This window comes from Kordia jejudonensis (assembly GCF_001005315.1).
In the GTDB taxonomy this organism is placed as follows: Bacteria; Bacteroidota; Bacteroidia; order Flavobacteriales; family Flavobacteriaceae; genus Kordia; species Kordia jejudonensis.
Map to the genome: position 1 here is coordinate 1 of NZ_LBMG01000066.1, position 20,462 is coordinate 20,462.

Annotated in this window: 18 protein-coding genes; 4 read left to right on the forward strand and 14 right to left on the reverse strand. The window is 33.7% G+C overall.

The window, feature by feature from the left end; translation table 11 throughout:
• Positions 1-48: 48 nt before the first annotated feature.
• From AA089_RS21195 to menA, 8 genes are all read right to left on the reverse strand, one after another.
• On the reverse strand, positions 49-2,355 hold the full coding sequence (locus AA089_RS21195) for a CAP domain-containing protein (RefSeq protein WP_046759020.1): 2,307 nt from the start codon (positions 2,353-2,355) through the stop codon (positions 49-51).
• 6 nt (positions 2,356-2,361) lie between these two features.
• Positions 2,362-3,546, reverse strand: coding sequence for a CPBP family glutamic-type intramembrane protease (locus AA089_RS25620; RefSeq protein ID WP_046759021.1), 1,185 nt, complete (start codon positions 3,544-3,546; stop codon positions 2,362-2,364).
• A gap of 3 nt (positions 3,547-3,549) precedes the next feature.
• A complete protein-coding gene (locus AA089_RS21205) occupies positions 3,550-4,602 on the reverse strand; it encodes an o-succinylbenzoate synthase (RefSeq protein WP_046759022.1) in 1,053 nt (350 codons plus the stop codon).
• 109 nt (positions 4,603-4,711) lie between these two features.
• On the reverse strand, positions 4,712-5,065 hold the full coding sequence (locus AA089_RS21210) for a four helix bundle protein (protein WP_046759023.1): 354 nt from the start codon (positions 5,063-5,065) through the stop codon (positions 4,712-4,714).
• A 105-nt stretch (positions 5,066-5,170) separates the two neighbouring features.
• On the reverse strand, positions 5,171-5,848 hold the full coding sequence (locus tag AA089_RS21215) for a metal-dependent hydrolase (protein WP_046759024.1): 678 nt from the start codon (positions 5,846-5,848) through the stop codon (positions 5,171-5,173).
• Positions 5,849-5,869: 21 nt separating this feature from the next.
• A complete protein-coding gene (locus tag AA089_RS21220) occupies positions 5,870-7,372 on the reverse strand; it encodes a hypothetical protein (RefSeq protein ID WP_046759025.1) in 1,503 nt (500 codons plus the stop codon).
• A 63-nt stretch (positions 7,373-7,435) separates the two neighbouring features.
• Complete coding sequence (locus AA089_RS21225) at positions 7,436-8,929, reverse strand: hypothetical protein (RefSeq protein ID WP_046759026.1); 1,494 nt, start codon at positions 8,927-8,929, stop codon at positions 7,436-7,438.
• 8 nt (positions 8,930-8,937) lie between these two features.
• Positions 8,938-9,879, reverse strand: a complete 942-nt coding sequence (gene menA / locus AA089_RS21230; RefSeq protein WP_046759041.1) for a 1,4-dihydroxy-2-naphthoate octaprenyltransferase — start codon at positions 9,877-9,879, stop codon at positions 8,938-8,940.
• A gap of 154 nt (positions 9,880-10,033) precedes the next feature.
• Here menA and AA089_RS21235 point away from each other — a divergent pair, with 154 nt between their 5' ends.
• Positions 10,034-10,849, forward strand: coding sequence for a DUF695 domain-containing protein (locus AA089_RS21235; protein ID WP_046759027.1), 816 nt, complete (start codon positions 10,034-10,036; stop codon positions 10,847-10,849).
• A 90-nt stretch (positions 10,850-10,939) separates the two neighbouring features.
• Here AA089_RS21235 and AA089_RS21240 read toward each other — a convergent pair whose 3' ends face one another.
• Positions 10,940-11,560, reverse strand: coding sequence for an outer membrane beta-barrel protein (locus AA089_RS21240; protein ID WP_162200467.1), 621 nt, complete (start codon positions 11,558-11,560; stop codon positions 10,940-10,942).
• A gap of 315 nt (positions 11,561-11,875) precedes the next feature.
• Positions 11,876-12,715, reverse strand: a complete 840-nt coding sequence (locus AA089_RS21245) for a 1,4-dihydroxy-2-naphthoyl-CoA synthase (RefSeq protein WP_046759029.1) — start codon at positions 12,713-12,715, stop codon at positions 11,876-11,878.
• A 194-nt stretch (positions 12,716-12,909) separates the two neighbouring features.
• Between AA089_RS21245 and AA089_RS21250 the strand changes: the two genes are divergently transcribed.
• The 3 genes from AA089_RS21250 (at position 12,910) to AA089_RS21260 (ending at position 16,132) form a co-directional block, all read left to right on the forward strand.
• On the forward strand, positions 12,910-14,031 hold the full coding sequence (locus AA089_RS21250; protein WP_046759030.1) for a C1 family peptidase: 1,122 nt from the start codon (positions 12,910-12,912) through the stop codon (positions 14,029-14,031).
• Between the two features lie 30 nt (positions 14,032-14,061).
• Entirely contained in the window at positions 14,062-15,336 is a 1,275-nt protein-coding gene (locus tag AA089_RS21255) for a hypothetical protein (RefSeq protein WP_046759031.1), read from the forward strand.
• 64 nt (positions 15,337-15,400) lie between these two features.
• Complete coding sequence (locus tag AA089_RS21260) at positions 15,401-16,132, forward strand: LamG domain-containing protein (RefSeq protein WP_162200468.1); 732 nt, start codon at positions 15,401-15,403, stop codon at positions 16,130-16,132.
• Positions 16,133-16,182: 50 nt separating this feature from the next.
• Here the strand turns inward: AA089_RS21260 and AA089_RS21265 are convergent, their stop codons facing one another.
• The 4 genes from AA089_RS21265 to menD form a co-directional block, all read right to left on the reverse strand.
• A complete protein-coding gene (locus tag AA089_RS21265; protein ID WP_046759033.1) occupies positions 16,183-17,013 on the reverse strand; it encodes a CvfB family protein in 831 nt (276 codons plus the stop codon).
• Between the two features lie 71 nt (positions 17,014-17,084).
• Entirely contained in the window at positions 17,085-18,113 is a 1,029-nt protein-coding gene (locus AA089_RS21270; protein ID WP_156169187.1) for a hypothetical protein, read from the reverse strand.
• Positions 18,114-18,264: 151 nt separating this feature from the next.
• Positions 18,265-18,606, reverse strand: a complete 342-nt coding sequence (locus AA089_RS21275; RefSeq protein ID WP_046759035.1) for a DUF2853 family protein — start codon at positions 18,604-18,606, stop codon at positions 18,265-18,267.
• 94 nt (positions 18,607-18,700) lie between these two features.
• Positions 18,701-20,446: a 2-succinyl-5-enolpyruvyl-6-hydroxy-3-cyclohexene-1-carboxylic-acid synthase gene (gene menD, locus AA089_RS21280; protein ID WP_046759042.1), complete on the reverse strand. Its 1,746-nt coding sequence runs from the start codon at positions 20,444-20,446 to the stop codon at positions 18,701-18,703.
• Positions 20,447-20,462: the final 16 nt, after the last annotated feature.

A 20,462-nucleotide genomic window follows, 5' to 3' on the forward strand; every position in this document is an offset into this window, starting at 1 on the left:
AATTATTTGAGTTGAATGTGAAATAGTTTTCGAGCGAAACCATCATTTTTACTTTGAACACTTTTTGCAATAATTATTTTTTATGTTTTTGTTTCGCAAGAGTTGAAAATCGTTTTCTATCATAGCACACCATCTTTTTGGATCCTGTTCGTATGCTTTTTGCATGATACTTTTAATGATTTTCTGATCGGTTTCTGCCAGCATTGCCACTTCTGCCAATATAAACACACCTTCTTTGTTGATTGTTTTTTTATGGAAACTTTGCACTAACAGATCGTAACTTTCTTGAAACGAACTCCAATGATTAAAAAATAGCGCTAGTTTGACCTCATCTTCTATTGTAAGTGCTTTTCCTTTGTAGTATTTTGTGATAAATTGAAATGCATAAATTAACTTTTTAGTGTCACGAACATGTGAATAGTAATTGATGGTTGCAATGTGAAAATTAAGCAACAACGGATGTGTTTCCTGCGAACTATCATAGTTTTCTAACAACAAAACAGTTTTATCAGGATGCATGATGCGTGCAATTTTCTCAGCTTCAACATCCCAATAACTTAATAATTTATCTGTTGTAATTGCATATAAATTTAACAGATTTTCAGTAGCTTCTTTTGATAATTTTGATGCTTTTTTCAACCAATTCCGAACGTATACTACAATCATTTCTGTATTGTAAAATTTTACATCTTTCAGCAACATTGCAGATGTATTTGTAACCAATTCTGGAGCTTCTAAAAATTCTGAAAACCATTCGCTTTCGTAGAAAAACGAAACTTGTTTGTCTGCTTTATAGAGTTCATACAATGTTTTATTGACAAGCTTGTAATTCTTGCTTTTTAGCCCTGTAAGTAGGTTCATTTCTAAAAATAATTCATCTGAATTTGCTACTTTTCCAGTGTAAAATATACGCGCTTTCGACACACGTTGTTTTGCCAACGCTTCTTTCCATTCGGAAGTACTATTTTTATTTATATATGAACGTATCACTTGTTTTTCTTTATCAAGTAAGGATTCTAAACCGAACATTTCGAGTTGAATTTTACACAATTCCCAATTTTCTTTCGCATCCGAAGTAATAGGAATATCTTTATTTTCAATTTTAAACAACATGTATTTTTTTATGTACGCTGCTCTTGCTTTGTGTAATGCTTTATTGGCAGTTTCGTTGCCTTCCACAGAACTATAACTCTTGATGTCCATACTGTGAATTCCTGTACTTGCAAGTAGTTCGGGAGCATTTGTTGCGTTTATTTCATCACGATCAAAATTGAAATAAACATCTTCCATTCCTACAATTCCTTCCGTGACAAAATCAATGGTTTCCGTTTGAATGTTTGGTGGATATGCTACTAATTCATAATCACTTCGAGAAATTGAAATCGGATAATTATAATCGCATTTAACGCCACTTTTGATAAGTAACATGCTTATTTGAAGTTCTTTGCCAATGAATTCATCTGGAAGTTCCCCAATTTTTGTAATTAACCTATATGCGCTTTTAGATTGATTATTGCCAAAAAGTTCTTTTTTGTAGACAGGTTTTAGCAACACTCCATCATATATTTTTGAAACGTCTAATTGGTTTTTCTTTCCACATGCAAACTGACTTTTTAGGAGAATATCAATCGCAATTCCATCATCTTCATTTTCTATTAAATCGGCAACTATACATTTGTCATGATAATACAGTAGAATATCTTTTCCTTCAATACTGACAGCATTTCCAAGGTTTATAGCAATATTTTGCTTCCTTCCCATTAAATCAAAACAATCAACAGCTTCATTGTCTTCGGGTGCTTGTATGTTGAATGCATTTTCAGAAAGTTGTCCTTCAATAGTGACTCCGATACCGCCAAATACATGCGCTGCATAAATTCGCTTTGTTCTTTTATCATACGTAAAGCCAAAATCACCATGCGTATAATTGTCAGAAATCATGTTTGCGTAGTGTCTTGGAGAATTTTTCCAAGCGATAAACATTTCATGTGCAATACGTTTGAGCAGTCCTTTTTTTATCGGTGTTTTTGTGGGTTTTGTGTATAAGATATTCTCTCCAAAAACATTGAATTTTTCAGAAAATTGTGCAATTCGTTTTTTAGGTGTTCGTAATGAATCTACACGTTGTTCATGCGTTAAGTCGCTGTTTTTCTGCATGTAATCAGCGTGCAATTGTGCCGCTTTTTCCAAGTCAGGATGTAAGATCAATGCTGGTACTCCTTTACTTTTTCGTAAAGTGTTTATTTTTTTGAAAAGTTGTTTTCGTATTTCCCTTTTGTCCGAAACTTTAAGCTGTGCAAAACTGAATTGAACAATACTAAAAAAAAGTAAACCAATGAACCATTTATTTCTCATATAATCTTATGCGTCAGGCATTTTGGCAATTTCATCAATTTCAGAAACTGGATCGTCTACGATTCCAAATAGTTTTTCTTTCCAGTTTTTCCATTTGTAAATTTTCGCCAAGATGAGTAACATAATTGGATAGATAATTAGTACTGGAAAAATAATGTCAAAGAATCCGGCAGAAGGTTCAGATGTATCTACAAATATGGCATCTGTTTGCAACGCTGACCAATCTGTCGTGACCAATAATGCTGTTAAAATGTTATTTCCTGCATGATAACCAAGTGCTAATTCCATGCCATCATCCATGAGTGTCATAACACCAAGAATCAAGCCAGTTCCGATATAATATACCATAGAAATGTAACCAAGTTTTTCTACTTCAGGATTTGCAGCATGCATAACGCCAAAAATTACAGAAGTGAATAGTAATGGCACCCATTTTCGGTGTAATATTGTTGGATCAATGGCACTTTTACGATCTAATATAAAAACAATACCAGAAGTAATTAGACCAGAAATTCCAAGATTTGTTCTAAATTCTAGTTGAAAATTTGCATGCAGTATAAAGTATATCACTGGCATGATTGCGATGGCTACAATTGAAAGCGGAATGAATTTGTTTTCTTTTAAATTGACTCCAATTCCTTGCATGAGATAACCTCTGAAAAAGTATTCTTCAAAACTCGTTTGAAGCGGTAAAAATAGCAAGCTTATGACTAATAAGATGAGAAATGGACCAAGTTTAAAGTTCCACTCTAATGCTTCAGGTGCTAAGAAATATCCAACAGCAAACGTTCCTAAATTGAAAATTACGACAATGAAGAAGCCGACAAAAATACGTTTCCAATCTATTGCATTTCGAGAAGTTGTGAGCGACAAGAACGATCCTTTGTGTATGAGTTTGTTTGTATATAATACGCCTAGCAAACCTACTGCAAAGCTAACAATCATCATAAATAGAAATAGATTGCTTCCTAAAAGCGTTACCATTTCGCCCATGGTTGCTGGCATTTGTTCAGGCGCCAATGCTTCCATGGCAGATAATCCATTTTCTGTTCCTCGTAGATATACTTTTATCGATAAAACGATCACAAACGGAATTGCGCCAACAAATTGCCATAACAGCAATATAATTAGTGTTCCGATAATATAGCGCCAGAATTCGTGTAAACCTTTGTAAGCTTGTGTAATAAACATATGTTATGCTGTTTTATTTTTTATGATGGGTACATTCCACGATTTTACTTTGTCGTAGTGCAATGCGCCTTTTTGTATGGTTAGTGGAGATTCGAAATTGTTGGTATATAAACTTCCTGTTCCTAATCCTTGCGGTAATTTATTTTGTAATGTACACGTCCATTGCGCGATAGCATTGAGTCCAACATTACTTTCCAACGCACTTGTAATCCACCAATTGATATTTTGTTTTTCGGCAATTGAAATCCATTCAGAACTTCCTGCATATCCGCCGACTAAACTTGGCTTTAAGATAATGTATTGTGGCTGAATGGTTTCTATAATTTTTTTCTTCGCTTTCAAATCAAAAACACCAATGAGTTCTTCATCTAATGCAATTGGCAAAGGTGTCACTTCACAGAGTTTCGCCATTTCTTCCATTTGTCCTTGCTTGATCGGTTGCTCAATGGAATGCAATTCAAATTCAGACAATCGTTGTAGCTTTTCTAAAGCTTTTGAAGGCAAAAATGCACCGTTAGCATCTACGCGCAATTCTATATCAGTTGCCGCATATTCTTTACGAATACTTTTTAATAGTTGCAATTCGGTTTCAAAATCGATAGCGCCAATTTTCATTTTGATACATGAAAAACCTGCTTCCAGCTTTTCTTTTATTTGCGATTTCATAAAAGCTGCATCGCCCATCCAAATGAGTCCATTAATGTCAATTGCTTCTTTTCCTTCGGTAAATTTTGACGGATGCAATAGAAATGGCTTCTCAGATTGTAATGATAAAAATGCTTGCTCTACGCCAAATTGAATGGACGGAAATGTTCGTAATTCTTTTAATAATACATCTTTTCCTAAGTGTATGTGTTCGCATGTCCAACGTAACTTTTCTTCATATTCAGGCACATCATCAATACTGAGACTTCGCAAAATTCCGCACTCGCCTATTCCTTGTCGTTCTCCATCTACCAAATGAATAAACCATGTTTCTTTTTTCTTTAACACTCCACGCGACGTTCCACTTGGTCGTTTGAACTCTAAAATATGTTTGTGATAAGTTGCTTTCATGTTAGTTGTGAATTTCTTGGTGTTGGGTCGCTTTGCTTTTGGGTTTTTGGGTATTGGTATGTTGGTATGTTGGTATGTTGGTATGTTGGTATGTTGGTATGAAAGTAATTTATTTTTTTAATGACATCATGAGTTTTGATAACATTTTCATGATTGCTTCTAGTTCATTTAGTATTCTTTTTGATTCATCTTCTTTTAAAAAATTTAAATCTGATGCAATCAATAGTTGTGTTTCAATTTCAAAAGCTGAACCAATTGCAATTTCTAAAAATCTGTAGAAATCTTTATTTGATCTTCTTGACGCACCTTCTGCAATATTAGATGCAATAGATATACTTGCTCTTCTTAATTGACTGGTTAGTCCAAATTTTTCATGATCAGGAAAGTTGGCTGTTAGTTCATACATTGATTTACAAAATATTCTACTTGATTTCCAAACATGTAACTCCTTAAATCTATGCATAATTTATCTTTATATAAATACTGAAATACAATAATACTAATCTACCAAAATACGATACTTCTAAAATACTAACCTACCAAAATACTAACATACTATGATACTAACCTACACATTCATACTTTCGCCAATATCAAGTAATACCAAGCTTTTTGCCTTTTCTTTGAATTTTATTTTTGCCGCTTCTTTGTCAATTACAATTGGAGGAAAAGAGTCGTAATGATATCCTAAAACTCGATTACATTCTACAAAATCACTTGCTATAATGGCATCTTCAACACCCATTGTGAATGTATCGCCTATCGGAAGAATTGCCAAATCAAGTGTTGTTTGTGACGGAATGAGTTTCATATCATACGTTAAGGCTGTATCACCAGCAATGTAGATAGATTTTCCTTCTGTCGTTAAGACAAATCCGCCAGGTTGTCCGCCATACGAACCATCAGGAAATGACGATGTATGAATTGCGTTTACATATTTGGCCGAAAACGTCTCACTTTTAAATGTTCCGCCGTGATTCATTGCAAAAACCTTAAAGTCTTTTGCTCCGTAATGCATGGCAATTTCATAGTTTGAAATGATTGTTGCTCCAGTATTTTTTGCAATGGTTTCAACATCTAAGATATGATCTTGATGCGCATGTGTCACTAAGATGTAATCTGCTTTTAAGGCATTTAAATCAATTTCGGAAGCCATTGAGTTTCCTGAAATAAAAGGATCTACAATGATATTTGTATCTCCAAATTCAATATGTAATGAAGCATGCCCTAAGTATGTAACTTTCATAATTTGTGTGTTTTATGTTCGTTATTCCAATGTTAAGAATTTCTTTTTCTTTCTTCTTGTGGTCGTTGTGATGAATTTTCCATCTGTAAATGTTCCGTAAAAAGGCGTATAATAGGTTTTCCCTTTGTTGTTTTGCACCTTGTTGTATGATACTTTTCCTTCCGAAGAATATACGATGTCGTATAATGAAGAAGATTCAAACCAACCTTGTGAAACTTTAGTGCGTCCATCTTTTTTCTCTAGCAAATTTTTACCCGAATTTAAGATTACGTGCAATTGATCATCTTTTAAAAACACATTATACGAAGGCGCTTCCGATCTTTTAAAGAGACTTCTTCCCCAATCCAATTCGCCATTCGCATCAAATTTCATGATTAAAATATCATCATAGTGAAAAACAGTTTCCCAATATCCGCCATTGATTCCCATCGCAATGTATCGTGTGGTAGTGTAGAATTCTTCCGCTAAGATGTACGTGTTTCCTTGTGTGTCTTCAAGTGTATAATCGATATAAAAGTTTCGTAATTCTTTGGCTTTGTCTTTTTTACGTTTTCCTCTTCTGTAGCCGTATAAATCTTCATAAACTTGTTGTGGCAATTCTGTTATTTTTTTAGACGCGATTGTCAAATCTGATGCATTAATGGCAAAATCACAACCACCTTTTAATCGACCTGAATTTTTTTCTGAATAAAAACCGAGCAAGTGTAATTGATTGTTTTTTTGACTGATGACAAGCGTTCTTACAAATTCATCTTCTAGTTTTATATCAACATGAGAAGTGTTGTTTTGTGAAATTTTGTGCAACACGAATTGGTAGTTTGCTCTTCCATTTATCTTATCCGATTTCCCGTTTAGGTATAATTTCCCAAGACTAAAAACAGTGGCGTCATCATCAATAATTAAATCGTTGTGCGCAAAATGTTGTTTTTCATGATCGCGATATGATTTGCTGTAGACAAGATTTAAGTTTTCCGTTTCAAATACATGAATGCGATACGAATTGCTCTTTTTCTTAATGTCGTCCGTTGCAATTGCAATGTATTGTTGGTTTGGAGATTGTGCGAAACTCGTTTGACGTTTGTTGCTTCCTGTGAAAAGTCCGCCACCTTTTTTTACGTTTGCTTCAAATAACTTCTTTTTAGTATGCGTATTGTTTTTTATGTTGAAGGTATGACAGTATAAAATTCGCTCTTTCTTCTTTGGAGAAAATACTGTAAATACTTTGATTTCGTCGTCGTAACTCAAGTGTCCTTTGTAGACTTCTTTCTTTTCTTTTTTGATGATTTTAAAGAATTCTTTATTCAAATTATTATCAAAAACATCTAAAAGAATGTTCTTTTTGCCTAAACGAACAATTGCAGTTTTTCCTGTTGGACTTGTATACATTGCGCTAATTTCGTCAACTTTTACTTCGTCTTTGTATTGCGCACTTTCGGTAATTTTTAATGCTGTGGTAACTTCTTCTTGGGCATTTAAGGTATAGCCAAAAAGACATAATAATAGTACTAGTTTAATTTTTTTCATGTTCGGTTTTAATTCAATGTTAATGTATAAAGCTACCTATTTTTAGTGAAAGCTTTAATTCGGTTATTCTAATTTTAAAAATTGTTTTTTGTTTTTTCTAGAATTTGCCATGATAAACACATTGTTTGTGAATGTTCCGTAAAATGGCGTAAATTGTGTTTTCCCTCTGTTATTTTGAATTTTTGTATACGAAGCTTTTCCATCGTATGTGTATACAATATCGTACAAAGCACTCGATTCAAATAAGTCTGCGCTCATATAATAACGTCCATCGTCTAATTCTTTAAGGTATTTTCCTGAGTTCAGAATCACATGCAATTCGTCATTTTTTATAAAAGCATTGTAAGAAGGATTTGATGCTTTTTTGTAAATACCTCTTCCCCATTCTAAATCGCCCTGAGCATTGAATTTAAGAATCAAAATATCATCGTAATGCTCTTCTACTGTTCCCATTGGAAATGCTGGAGTTTGTGTATATGAACTGTAAAATTCTTCCGCAAGTAAATATGTATTTCCTTTTGCATCGTCTAAAATGTAGTTGATTTCGAAATTTCGTAATTCGTATTCTTTTTCTTTTAGCTTTTCAGCTTTCTCGCCATATAAATCGTTGAATACTTGTTGCGGAAGTGTAACTGTTTTTTTTGATGCAATGGTAAAATCTTCGATGTTGATACTAAAATCGCAACCACCTTTTATACGTCCTGCATTTTTTTCTGAATAAAAACCGATTAAGTGTAGTTTTCCTTTTTTATTACTCAACACAAGTGATCGTATGTATTGATTCTCCAAGCTAACAACGGTTTCTTTTGTTTCGTTCTTCGAAATTTTATGAACGACAAAATCGTAGTTTGGATTTCCTTTATCTTTTTCAAATTTTCCTGTTAGGAATTGTTTTGTCAGTACATAAACATCCGCATCATTAGTGATTAAAATATCATTTGCTAAAAAATAATTATTCTTCTCTCCTGCATCATAAACCGTTTCATAGACCAAGCTTAAGGTTTCTGCTTCAAACACATGCATCAAATAAGAATTGTTGTCTTCTTTTGTGTGAAATGTAGCAACAGCAATGTATTTTTGATTTTCTGAAACTGAAAAACTGGCTTCTGCTTTGTTTTTATCCTCATATATTGCTGCGGCATTTTTTACATCAATATGAAAAAGTTTGTTTTTTCTATGTGTGTTTTTTTCCAAATCGATTACATAACAAAACAATTCACGTTCACGCAATTCTGGAGAAAATGTAGTGAAAAGATATATTTTATTGTCTAAATTCAGATGTCCTTTGTAGCGTTCACGACGTTCTTTGTCAATGAGTTGTGTATGTTCTTTTCCTAAATCTTCATTAAAAACATCTACTAGAATACTTTTTCTTCCAAAGCGGATAATTCCCGTTTTTCCTGTGGCTGTTGTATGCATTGCTTTGATGCTTCCAACTTTTGTTTTGTCTTTAAACACACTGCTTTTCGTAGTTTTTAGCGTTGTGGTAATTTCTTCTTGGGCATTTAAGGTATAGCCAAAAAGACATAATAATACTACTAATTGAATTTTACTCATGTACGGTTTTAATTAAATATTGCAAATAAGATAGCGTATAAGAAAGTACTCAACGCTACTTTTTTTAGTTCAGGATCAAGTTCCTTGTGAATGATGTTTTTTCCAACCACAACCATGTTCATCACTAAGGGAATAAAGGCGATAAGCACTATCAATTGTGTTGGAGAATGGTAATTCATTTGTATAAAAAATATGGTGCAAATCAACGCCCCAATAATTAAGCCATAATGATATAGCTTTGCGTTTTGACTTCCTATTTTGACAACTAAGGTATTTTTTCCATGTTTTTTATCTTTGATACGATCGCGCATATTGTTCAAATTTAAAACGGCGGCACTTAACAATCCGATAGCTGTTGCGGGCAGAAAAATATCAAAATACAATCCTTTTTTGTATAAAAAGTAACTTCCTAAGACACTGAGCCAACCAAAAAATAGAAATACAAATACATCGCCCAAACCTGAATATCCGTAGGCGCTTTTACCAACGGTGTATTTTACAGCGGCGATTATTGAGGTAATTCCTAAAAAGAAAAATAATATGGAATAACTAAAATTTTCGCTTCCAAATGCTACGTAAATGACTAATAACGCCAGAATTAACGTAATAATTGCCGTAATAATCATCGCGTTTTTCATTTGCTTTGGCGAAATAATACCAGAAGCGACCATACGTTGTTCGCCTTCTCTATCGTCGTCTGTACCACGAATTCCGTCGCCGTAATCATTGGCAAAGTTTGATAATACTTGAAAACCGATCGTTGTTAAAATGGAAAGTATAAAAATAAGGTAGTTTACCTCTTGATGAAAACATCCAAAACACTCTGTCAGTCCAAAATTTTTCGGATGATTATTTATTGAAAAATTTGCCAATGCACAACCGACAATTATTCCAGAAATGGACAACGGCAAGGTTCGTAATCGTGCGGCAGAGAGCCATGGTTTTATCATGTATGCGAATTTTTGTAAATATACAATTTCAAAAACTTCTGAAAAAGGCAATGGTATTGTTTTTGATTTACTTCCATTATCATAATATTCTATTAATTTTGCAAGAGTACTTCTTAGTTTTGAGTACCTTGCATATTGGTTTTTTATCTGTTATATGAAATTAAATTTTTATTTATTAGTACTACTGTTTCCGCTATTTTTTGTGCAGGCACAAGATGGCGCTGTTTGGAACACCTATCAAGCTAAACAAGAAAAAGGCGTGAGTTCTACCAATGTCCGTATGGATTTAATTGACAACGCGCCCGTAAATGGTTTCGACTTTTTATTTTATATAAAAATTGAATATCGTGTAACTAAAGAGAGTGATTTCCCGATAGGAAATAAATTGAAGAAATTGTATACGATAAAGAACGCTATTTTTGATACAATCAACGGTACCTCAAGCTTTTATTATGTTGGTTCGTTTATGTATGATGGAAATCGTTTTGAATATTATTATGTAAAAGATGTTGCTGGTTTGGAAGCAAAGATTGATCGGTTATTCGCCGAAAAATACAAAAGAGAAACGTACAAAGTGTACGTGAGAGAAGATATTTCGTGGGAATTGTACAAAGATTTTTTGTATCCGAATGATGAAATCAAAAACTTTATGTCCAATCGTGATACGTTGATTCAACTCAGAAATGCTGGAGATGTTGCCGAACATGCGCGAAAGATAGAACATTACGCGACGTTTCCAACGGAAGAAGATAGAAAGCTATTCATTGCAAAAATAAAAGAACTCGCATATACCGTTGATTACGAAAAAACAATTGGCGACACATCACTTTCATACGAAGTAAAATTTTATCGAGAAGATAAGACTTCGATGGAACGTATTTCAAAAATTACACAAAAATTAATGGAGATTTGCTATGATCATTATGGCAAATATGATGGTTGGGAAACGTTTGTTTGGAAGAAAAAGTAGTGTTTTAGGTCGCTTTGCTTTTGGGTCTTGGATCTTAGTATTCAGTTTTTAATTCAGAATTATGAATTCAGAATTGTGAATTAAAAAAATCTACAACCGAACTCCAACGCCCATACTTACGGTATGAATATTTTCGTTAAATCGATTTCCTGAAATATCGCCATCTAAATCTAACTTTATGAAATCGGCAGAAACTTCCAAGAAAAACTGTGCTGTAATGTCGTACGCAACACCAAAACCATAACTAATTCCACTTTGCGTATCTGTAAAGCGTTCATCATTGGGTTGAATTACAGGATCTGGATTGTTGATAATATCAAAACCAACCGTTGATGTGTTTAACGAAACCGAAAAGAAACTATATCCTAACGATACATAAGGTTTCAATTTCGGAATGCTTACAATATTGAATTCTCCAATAATTTCAGGTTTTATAACAAAAGCGCCACCATTTACATCATCAAAAAAAGTATAATCGAAATAATCAACCGCAACTGCCGCTTTTACAGAAACCAAACGCGTATCTGTAAACTGGTATCGAATGTCTGCTCCTATTAATCCTACATAACCGTTTGCAATAAAATTATCGCCTGTAGACAGTGGATAATGCAATCCAATATCGAACAAAGGTTCTAAAACTACCGTATCTTGATTTTGTGCATTTCCAAATTGAAAATTTATAAATATGAAGAGTATGAGCAGTTTTTTCATGGCAATTGGTTTCATCAGTATGAGATAATAACGTTCTTATACTATATTTATTGGAATTCGATAAGATTCCTATCTGCACAGGAATTACAAGTTAACGAATCTACAATTATCGAAGTTAACAAAATAGAATTGAGAAAAAGATGTTGAAGATGAATCTGAAGTCGAATTTAAGAAACGAATTAACAGATCAACAAAAAACAAATTAACAAATCCAAAAATACAGAATACCCAACAACGATTAACTAGAAACCATTTATGAGATGCTACATCAAAGTTAAAAACCTCAATACTAACATCTCAATACTCAATACTAATTTACGGAATCCACTTTTTGTCAAAATTTGGCTTGCGTTTTTCTAAAAATGCGTCTCTTCCTTCTTTGGCTTCGTCTGTCATGTATGCCAAACGCGTTGCTTCTCCTGCAAATACTTGCTGTCCAACCATTCCGTCATCCGTTAAATTCATCGCAAATTTCAACATTTTGATAGACATTGGTGATTTTGCTAAGATTTCTTGCGCCCATTCGTACGCTGTATCTTCCAATTCATCATGTGGAATTACGGCGTTTACCATGCCCATTTCGTATGCTTCTTGTGCGGAATAGTTACGTCCTAAGAAAAAGATTTCTCTTGCTTTTTTCTGTCCCACCATTTTTGCTAAATATGCCGAACCGTATCCTGCATCAAAACTCGTAACATCTGCATCTGTTTGTTTAAAAATGGCATGTTCTTTACTCGCCAACGTTAAATCGCACACAACATGCAAACTATGTCCGCCACCAACTGCCCAACCTGGCACGACGCAAATTACAGCTTTTGGCATGAAACGAATTAAGCGTTGTACTTCTAAAATATTCAACCTGTGGTAACCATCTTGTCCAACATATCCTTGATGTCCGCGCGCTTTTTGGTCGCCGCCACTACAGAATGAATATACGCCATCTTTACTCGATGGACCTTCCGCAGATAATAAAACCACACCAATATTTACATCTTCATGCGCATCTCGGAACGCGTCTAACAATTCACTAGTCGTATGTGGGCGAAACGCATTTCTAACATCTGGTCGGTTAAAAGCAATTCGGGCAACGCCATCTGCCTTCTTGTATGTAATATCGTCGTATTCTTTTACCGTTTTCCAATCAGGTTTACTCATATTTTTTAGTATTTTGCGTAAAAATAATTCATTTTACACACTTTTCAAGATTTTATACGTTCAAATTCTTGTGAAGTAACACATATTAAATCATATCATTTTCGATGAAATAAGCCATTATTCGTAGTTATGTATTACAAAAGTGATTCATGGCGAATTCCATCTGATCGAATTCATAAAACACACATAACCTGATGAAAAAAATATTCGTATCCGCTTTTTTATTTTGTTTTACAATTGCAGCATTTGCACAAGATTATCAATTTAAAACTACTGTTGATTTGGAAGCAACACCTGTAATTAGTCAAGGACGCACAGGAACTTGCTGGAGTTTTTCAGCTTCTTCTTTTCTGGAATCTGAAATTATCCGTTTGACAGGAAAGCAGATTGATATTTCTGAAATGTATAACGTGCGAAATACCTATCCGAAAAAAGCTTGGAACTACGTGATGCGTCAAGGAAAAGCACAATTTAGTCAAGGCGGATTGGCGCATGATGTCATGAATGCTATAAAATCTGACGGATTGGTGCCAAATAGTGCATATTCTGGCTTACAGACATTACAAGAAACGCACAATCATGCAGAAATAGAGGCAGTTTTGAAAGCTATGTTGGATGCTTATATTAAAAATCCTGGAAAGAAATTATCAACCAATTGGAAACCTGCTATTGAAAGTGTATTGGATATTTATTTAGGAAAACGTCCGGAATCATTTTCATATGAAGGAAAAAACTATACGCCTACATCTTTCTTAGCAATGACAAAGATTAATCCAGACGATTATGTGACGATTACTTCGTTTACGCATCAACCGTATTACAAACCTTTTATTTTAAATATTCCTGATAATTTTTCTAACGGAAGTTTTTACAATGTAACTTTAGACGAGTTAGTCGCTGTGACTAAAAACGCATTGAAAACAGGATATACTGTAGAATTGGATTGCGATGTGTCGGAAGCTACTTTTTCCGCAAAATATGCCGTTGCCACTATTCCTGAAAAAGAAGTTAAGGATAGAAAAGATTTTACAGCTGAAATTCTCAAAGAAAAATCCATTACAGCAAATTATCGTCAGCAAGAGTTTGAAAATTATACAACAACTGACGATCATTTAATGCATATTACAGGATTGGCAGAAGACCAAAATGGCAATACATATTTCCGTGTAAAAAATTCATGGGGAAGCAATACAGAACGTGTTCCAAATGATGGACATGTGCATATGAGCGAAGCATTTTTTAGATTGAAAACCATTTCTGTAATGGTTCATAAAGATGCCTTACCGAAAGCATTGCGTCAAAAATTAGGATTGTAACATTCTTCGTTATTTCGACACAGATAGTGTATGGATAAAGACAAAAGAATTCAACTCAAGCCACATATTAGCATAAAAAATATCGGAAAACTTCGTTTTTGGACAGGAATCGGTTTGGGAATTTTGAATGCGATAATTTTCTTTGTATTTATCTTTTTTCTTTTAGAATTTGCTGAGTATTATAAAGTATGCTTGGGGTACGATACGTATATAGACACCAGTGAAACGATATGGTATGAAAAAACGCTTCTCATTGCTTTTACTAGTATTTTAGGAAGTAATGTTATGTTGCGGTACTGGTTTCAAAAACCCACATATCATTTTCAAAAAACGTTTCGACATACTACATTACGAATTACACATTATTCGTTATTTATACAATATTTAGCGTTATATGTCGGAATCGGATTTGTTCATAAAGTTATTATTCCAAATATATATGTAAAGCTTGAAATCGTTGAGACTTACGGATGGATTATCTTTTTGGTTCCTATTTGTATGTTTTTCAGTATGTGGACAGAAGTTTCTCGATATTTAAAAACACAACGTTGGATGCTGTATGTTTTTGCAATTCTTTTGACTACAACAACGCTACTCAGTTTTGTGAATATTCCGATGTATTCATATGCTAAAATTGCTTATGAAAAAATGTACGAAGAAGATTTTGAATATCTAACGAATGAAATTGCACATGCTCAAAAAACATATCAAGTTACCTTTGATGCGGAAACAATTACAACAGTAAAACAAACAAGATCAAAGGAATTAGAAAACTTGTTAGTAGAGCTTAAAGATGCTTTTAAAAGCGACAAGAAAGTAACTATGAAGCAAATTCTTCTAGAGAAAATCATGATTCATAATTTTAAAGGATATTATCTAGAATTTTATGACAATTACTATTATACACAACCTTATCATGTATATCGTCAGTTAAAAAAAGTTGCTCCAAACTCAGCAGAAGCTAACGAATTGATCAATATTTTAAAGGAATTTGAAGACTTAGTAACCTATGGTTCTATGGAATATGACCCAAATGTACATACGCATTCAGAAGCGATTAGAATATTTAGAGTGTCAAATATGCTTTTAGATAATTTTCATGGCGCAAGTCACTATCGTATGTTGCATAAATCACTCAATGACATGAAACATGGTTTGCTTCGATCTAATGTCTATAATCATCATCCTTTTGTGAAGTATTTAAAATCAGATGCAGCTCCGCCGTTACTTCCGCTTTCGCCAGATATTTATGATTACAGCAAGGAATTTCCCGAGTTTGGTGAAGGTTACACACAAGAAAAATAGCTTTGGTATTATTTTTGATGAAGATTTGGAATCAATCATCAATCATCAAAAAACTGATTTTACCATGAAAACCACGTATTTATGCAGCTGTTTAGCATTACTTTTTCTTTTTAGTAGTTGTAGCATTGAAGAAGAAGAACAAACTTTTGATCTTTCTCAGAAACTTGTCGCACATTATGCGTTTGACGGAAATACCAAAGACGCAAGCAACTATCAGGTTGACGCTTCCGCTGAAGGTGCAACATTGATTCACGATCGTTTTGCAAATCCGAAACAAGCATATTATTTTGATGGAATCGACGATAAAATTGAGATTCCTGCAAGTGAACATATTAATTTTGCAACTGAATTTACAATCAATATTTGGATCAAAACGGATGCTACACATTTGCAACAAGTATTGTACAAAAATGTATTTGACGAACAAGAAGCTAAAGCCGCATATGGCATTTCGTTAGGATATACGCCAAAAGACGAACTTCAAAAAGCGACTAACGATATTATTTTTTCCATTGCTCCGTACGGAATTGAACAAGAATTGCGAAAATTTGATTATACAGAGGAAACTTGGTATATGGTTACGTGTATTTTAAAAGATGACATCATGTATTTATATATCAATGGAAAACCTGCGGTATTGAAATATATTGATGGCGAATTAGCAACTTCAGCATTGCCGTTAATTTTAGGAAATGATCCTTCTGGGAAAAATCCATTTCAAGGAAGTATAGACGATTTACGTATGTATAGCGAAGCAAAATCGTTGGATTTTATTGAATATTTATACAAACAGTAGTTTCATATAAACACAAAAAAAAGGCGAGTTTCAACACTCGCCTTTTTTTGTTATAGTAATTCTATTCCGTCTTCCGTAATTACAATTTGCTTTTGCTTATACAAACTGCCAATTGCTTTTTTAAAGCTTTTTTTACTCATTCCTAAGCGTCTTTTAATGTCTTCAGGATCACTTTTATCGTGTAACGGCAAACTTCCTTTATGCTGCTGCAAAGCATCCAACACAATTTGTGCAGAAGGTTCTATATTTTTGTACCCAATATGTTGCAATGACAAGTCAATTTTATTGTCTTCTCTAATTTTTTTGACAACACCTTTTAAGCGTTCTCCCAATTTTAACTCTTGGTAAATTTCATCGTTGTACACCAAACCTTTGTGTGTTTGATTGATAATCATTTCCACGCCCAATTCTGTAAAACGAGACACCATCAAATCAACCTCATCAAAACGTTCCACCGTTAATTCTTCATTGCTCAAAAACTTATTCGTTTTGCTTGAACCTACCAAACGATTGGTTTCTTCATCCAAATAACAATATACCACATACCATTTTCCTTCTTGCATATCGCGTGCTTGTTCTTTAAACGGAACAAACAAATCTTTCTCTAATCCCCAATCTAAAAACGCTCCGAAATCACTCAAAGCAGTTACTTGCAACAACGCAAACTCATTCACTTTTGTAAACGGTTTCAACGTAGTTGTTACAGGACGTTCATGGCTATCTAAGTATGCAAATACAGAAAGCTTATCTCCTATTTCAAAAGAAGTTGGCACATATTTATTTGGCAACAATATTTCATTCCCTTCATCATCGCCCAAGAAAAGACCTGGAGGCGTTTCTCTGAGTATTTCTAATGTATTAAGTTGTCCTAAATGAATCATGTAGTGTAAATTTTCGCCAAAGGTACACTTTATTGCGGAAGGTTTTCGCTTTTCAATTAAATTTCGATTTCCTATTTATAATACACAATTGTACGCTTGGTCATTTTCATAGGTTTCCCGTTTTTGTAGTCAATTTTTTCTATCCAATTGTTTTGTGCATCATAGGTAAACGTATGCGACCACACATTTTGCGGTTTGCTTGTATCTTCAGGTATAATTGCGTATTCCGACATTTCTCCATGATCATTAAATCGTTGTACACGCATTACTTGTTCGGCACTTCCTTTTGGTGTATTGACCGTTTCTTTTAATTTTCCATTTTCATAGTAGCTATTTTTCACTTCCATGTACATTGTATCACGTTCAATATTATACTTTGCTAGCATTAAATGTTGCTCAGCATCGTATTCAAACTCGTTTGTATATTGAATCGTATCATAATTATTATATTCTGTAACTTCTTCCTTTAGTGGTAAGTTGTTTGCGTTAAATAGTCGCTTCACAATACGAACTGGTCGTTCTTTATACCCAAATTCTTTTTCTTCAATTACATTATTTTCAGCATCATACACAATATCATATGTAGAAAGAATCGTGTCGTTTATGGCAATTTGCTTTCGAATTGGATAATTTTCTTTATTGCGCTGAATGTTATCGATGCGTTTGTAATCTTTGCTTGCAATTATAACTTGTTGGATACTATCATTCGCATCATACATCAATTCATACGCTGTGGTAGCGCCTTCTCCGTAATGATCAATTTCTTTTCTTTTAACCAATCGGTTTTCTGAATCGTATGTGTACAACTGTTCTTTGCTTACTTTTCCGTTTGCATAAAATTCCTTGTAACCTGATATATTTCCTTTCGTATTAAATTCTATGAGCGCATTTCGGTCCATAGAAAATCCGTTGATTTTTTCTCCTATGCTAAAAGTATCCTTTTCAACAATCAACTTAAAAATTTCTGATTCTATAGATTTTACTTTTCCATGAAGTCCACTTCTAATCAAGTCATCTTTCACAATTGACTCGTTTTTAGGATTCGAACAACTAAACGTACTGCAACAAATAATAAGTAAAATTCCAAGTGTTTTTTTCATAGGTTTCATGTAAAGCATGTAGTTTTTTGACTAAAATTTAAACTACAACAATCTTACTCAAAATCAAAATCTATTTTCAAAAAAAAGAACATAAAAAAAACGTTATCCTATAAGTAGCATAACGTTTTTTAAAACATATATAATAGTACGTTTAGCTGTAAACTTCTTGTTTTCCAAAATGTACCGTTAGTAAATAATATACTACAGCTCTGTATTTATTTCTGTTTGAACGACCGTATTTTTCCATCACTGCGTCAATAGCTTTGTCTAAATCAGCACTATTTGCCAATCCTAATTTCTTAATTAAGAAATTATTTTTCACAGTAGCCAATTCTTTTTCGTCAGATCCTGAAACTGTTGCTGCGTCTTTATTATAAATAGCTGGTCCACATCCGATCACAACTTTAGTTAATAAATCCATGTCAGCGGCAACTCCACATTTGTCTTTTAAATCTGCTGCGTACTTTGTAATTAGCTCGTCTCTTTTACTCATAATATTTAAAATTTTTTAATACTAAAATGATTAATAATATAAGATAAAAGTAAGAGAAGTAGAAATATTCCTTCTTTTTAGTCGGTGTAAGTTTTTATTTTTCGTTGAAAAACTTAAAATAATCGATCAACGTAATATCATTGTCAATTCGAGGTGTAAAAACTTCTAAAATTTTAGGTTGTGCACTTTCGTCGTAGAATGTCTGTAAAACGGTTTGAAGCGAATCTTCATTACAAGCTGTCAAATATTCAAAATGATACATTTCAGCCAATTGTTTTGCCGTATGCGAATGAATGGTTTCAAAATACGTATTGAAATTCTCCGTGTTTTTGTTTCCTGGCAAAATTCTAAAAATACCGCCACCACTGTTATTGACTAAAATGATTCGGAAATTTTTAGGAATGTAATTATTCCACAAAGCATTACTGTCGTAGAAAAAACTCAGATCGCCTGTAATTAGAAGTGTTTGTTTTTTGGCAACGACCGAAGTTCCAATTGCTGTTGAAGTACTTCCGTCTATACCACTGGTTCCGCGATTGCAATACAATTCTATATTGGAATCTATAGGAAAAAGTTGCGCGTATCGAACGGTAGAACTATTTCCTAAATGCAAAATTAACGAGGTTGGTAACGAGTGAATTATAGCTTCAAAAGCTTTCAAATCGGTAAAAGCTATCTGTTGCAAATAAATTTCATGCTTGGCTTCCCGAGTTATCTTTATTTGATGCCAAAAGTTTTTATACGAACTTTCAATTGGAGTTGTTTGTGCAAAAAATGATTCAAAAAAATCATTCGGATTCATCTTAAAAAAATGTTCCAAACAGAAAAATGTATCAAACACTCTGTTCTCATGAATATGCCAATGATGTTTCGGTTGGCGCTTCCGCAGAATTGCCTTTATTTTCTTTGAAACAATCATTCCTCCAAGTGTCAACATCACTTCTGGTTGAAACTCATCAAGTAATTCTTCGTTTTTCTCAATCGGTAAAATCAATTGATCTATCGCATTAAAAAAACGTTCATCGCGCAAGTTGGAAGTCGTTTCGGTTAATACCATGACCGAAGGATCTTCCGCTAATATTTCTAAATATTTCTTTAAAATCGTGTTTGGCGGTAAGGTTCCAACTAAAACTAATTTTCGTTTTGCCTGACTCCAAATATGAGCAACCGTTGTAATTTTTGAAGCTGCTACTGCAACTTTTTCCTTTAGAGGAATCAACACGGGCGAAACATCTTTGGTGTCCTGCATCATGTACAATGGTTCATCAAAAGGTGCGTTGATATGTACAGGTCCGTTAGTTTCCACGGCAGCATTTAACGCCAAATTAATTTCTTGCTCATTATACGCTTGTACTTTTGCTTGTAATTCGCGCTCCATTTCTTTCGATAATTGATGCGTTTCTTGCAAAATGGTACTCTTGTGCGTAATATCTTGTTTTAAATTTGCTTCGTAATTGATGTGATTTTTAAAGACATATTTCTGGCGAATCGTTTGTCCGTCGCCAACATCAATCAAATATGCAGGTCGGTCTGCCGAAATAACAACTACGGGAACATTGCTGTAAAATGCTTCTGCAATTGCTGGATAATAATTCAACATTGCCGAACCCGAAGTACAAATTACCGCAACTGGTTTTCCCAATTGTTGCGACATTCCCAATGCAAAAAATGCTGCACAACGCTCATCTACAATACTATACGCGTGAATATTTGGATGTTGTGAAAAACTCAATGTTAATGGCGCATTTCGCGATCCTGGAGAGATCACAACATGATTGATTCCTTTGGCAATACAAAGCGCAACTAGAGTTTGTGCGAGTGGGATTTTTGAGTACTTCATTTCGTAATACAAAAAT

What these genes read in the sequence shown, in the direction of transcription:
- AA089_RS21235 (WP_046759027.1), top strand. Translation starts at nt 10,034, where the DNA reads ATGAAATTAAATTTTTATTTATTAGTACTACTGTTTCCGCTATTTTTT.
- AA089_RS25620 (WP_046759021.1), bottom strand. Translation starts at nt 3,546, where the DNA reads ATGTTTATTACACAAGCTTACAAAGGTTTACACGAATTCTGGCGCTAT.
- AA089_RS21245 (WP_046759029.1), bottom strand. Translation starts at nt 12,715, where the DNA reads ATGAGTAAACCTGATTGGAAAACGGTAAAAGAATACGACGATATTACA.
- AA089_RS21260 (WP_162200468.1), top strand. Translation starts at nt 15,401, where the DNA reads ATGAAAACCACGTATTTATGCAGCTGTTTAGCATTACTTTTTCTTTTT.
- AA089_RS21250 (WP_046759030.1), top strand. Translation starts at nt 12,910, where the DNA reads ATGAAAAAAATATTCGTATCCGCTTTTTTATTTTGTTTTACAATTGCA.
- menD (WP_046759042.1), bottom strand. Translation starts at nt 20,446, where the DNA reads ATGAAGTACTCAAAAATCCCACTCGCACAAACTCTAGTTGCGCTTTGT.
- AA089_RS21270 (WP_156169187.1), bottom strand. Translation starts at nt 18,113, where the DNA reads ATGAAAAAAACACTTGGAATTTTACTTATTATTTGTTGCAGTACGTTT.
- AA089_RS21215 (WP_046759024.1), bottom strand. Translation starts at nt 5,848, where the DNA reads ATGAAAGTTACATACTTAGGGCATGCTTCATTACATATTGAATTTGGA.
- AA089_RS21265 (WP_046759033.1), bottom strand. Translation starts at nt 17,013, where the DNA reads ATGATTCATTTAGGACAACTTAATACATTAGAAATACTCAGAGAAACG.
- AA089_RS21275 (WP_046759035.1), bottom strand. Translation starts at nt 18,606, where the DNA reads ATGAGTAAAAGAGACGAGCTAATTACAAAGTACGCAGCAGATTTAAAA.
- AA089_RS21195 (WP_046759020.1), bottom strand. Translation starts at nt 2,355, where the DNA reads ATGAGAAATAAATGGTTCATTGGTTTACTTTTTTTTAGTATTGTTCAA.
- AA089_RS21210 (WP_046759023.1), bottom strand. Translation starts at nt 5,065, where the DNA reads ATGCATAGATTTAAGGAGTTACATGTTTGGAAATCAAGTAGAATATTT.
- AA089_RS21225 (WP_046759026.1), bottom strand. Translation starts at nt 8,929, where the DNA reads ATGAGTAAAATTCAATTAGTAGTATTATTATGTCTTTTTGGCTATACC.
- AA089_RS21205 (WP_046759022.1), bottom strand. Translation starts at nt 4,602, where the DNA reads ATGAAAGCAACTTATCACAAACATATTTTAGAGTTCAAACGACCAAGT.
- menA (WP_046759041.1), bottom strand. Translation starts at nt 9,879, where the DNA reads ATGATAAAACCATGGCTCTCTGCCGCACGATTACGAACCTTGCCGTTG.
- AA089_RS21255 (WP_046759031.1), top strand. Translation starts at nt 14,062, where the DNA reads ATGGATAAAGACAAAAGAATTCAACTCAAGCCACATATTAGCATAAAA.
- AA089_RS21220 (WP_046759025.1), bottom strand. Translation starts at nt 7,372, where the DNA reads ATGAAAAAAATTAAACTAGTACTATTATTATGTCTTTTTGGCTATACC.
- AA089_RS21240 (WP_162200467.1), bottom strand. Translation starts at nt 11,560, where the DNA reads ATGAAAAAACTGCTCATACTCTTCATATTTATAAATTTTCAATTTGGA.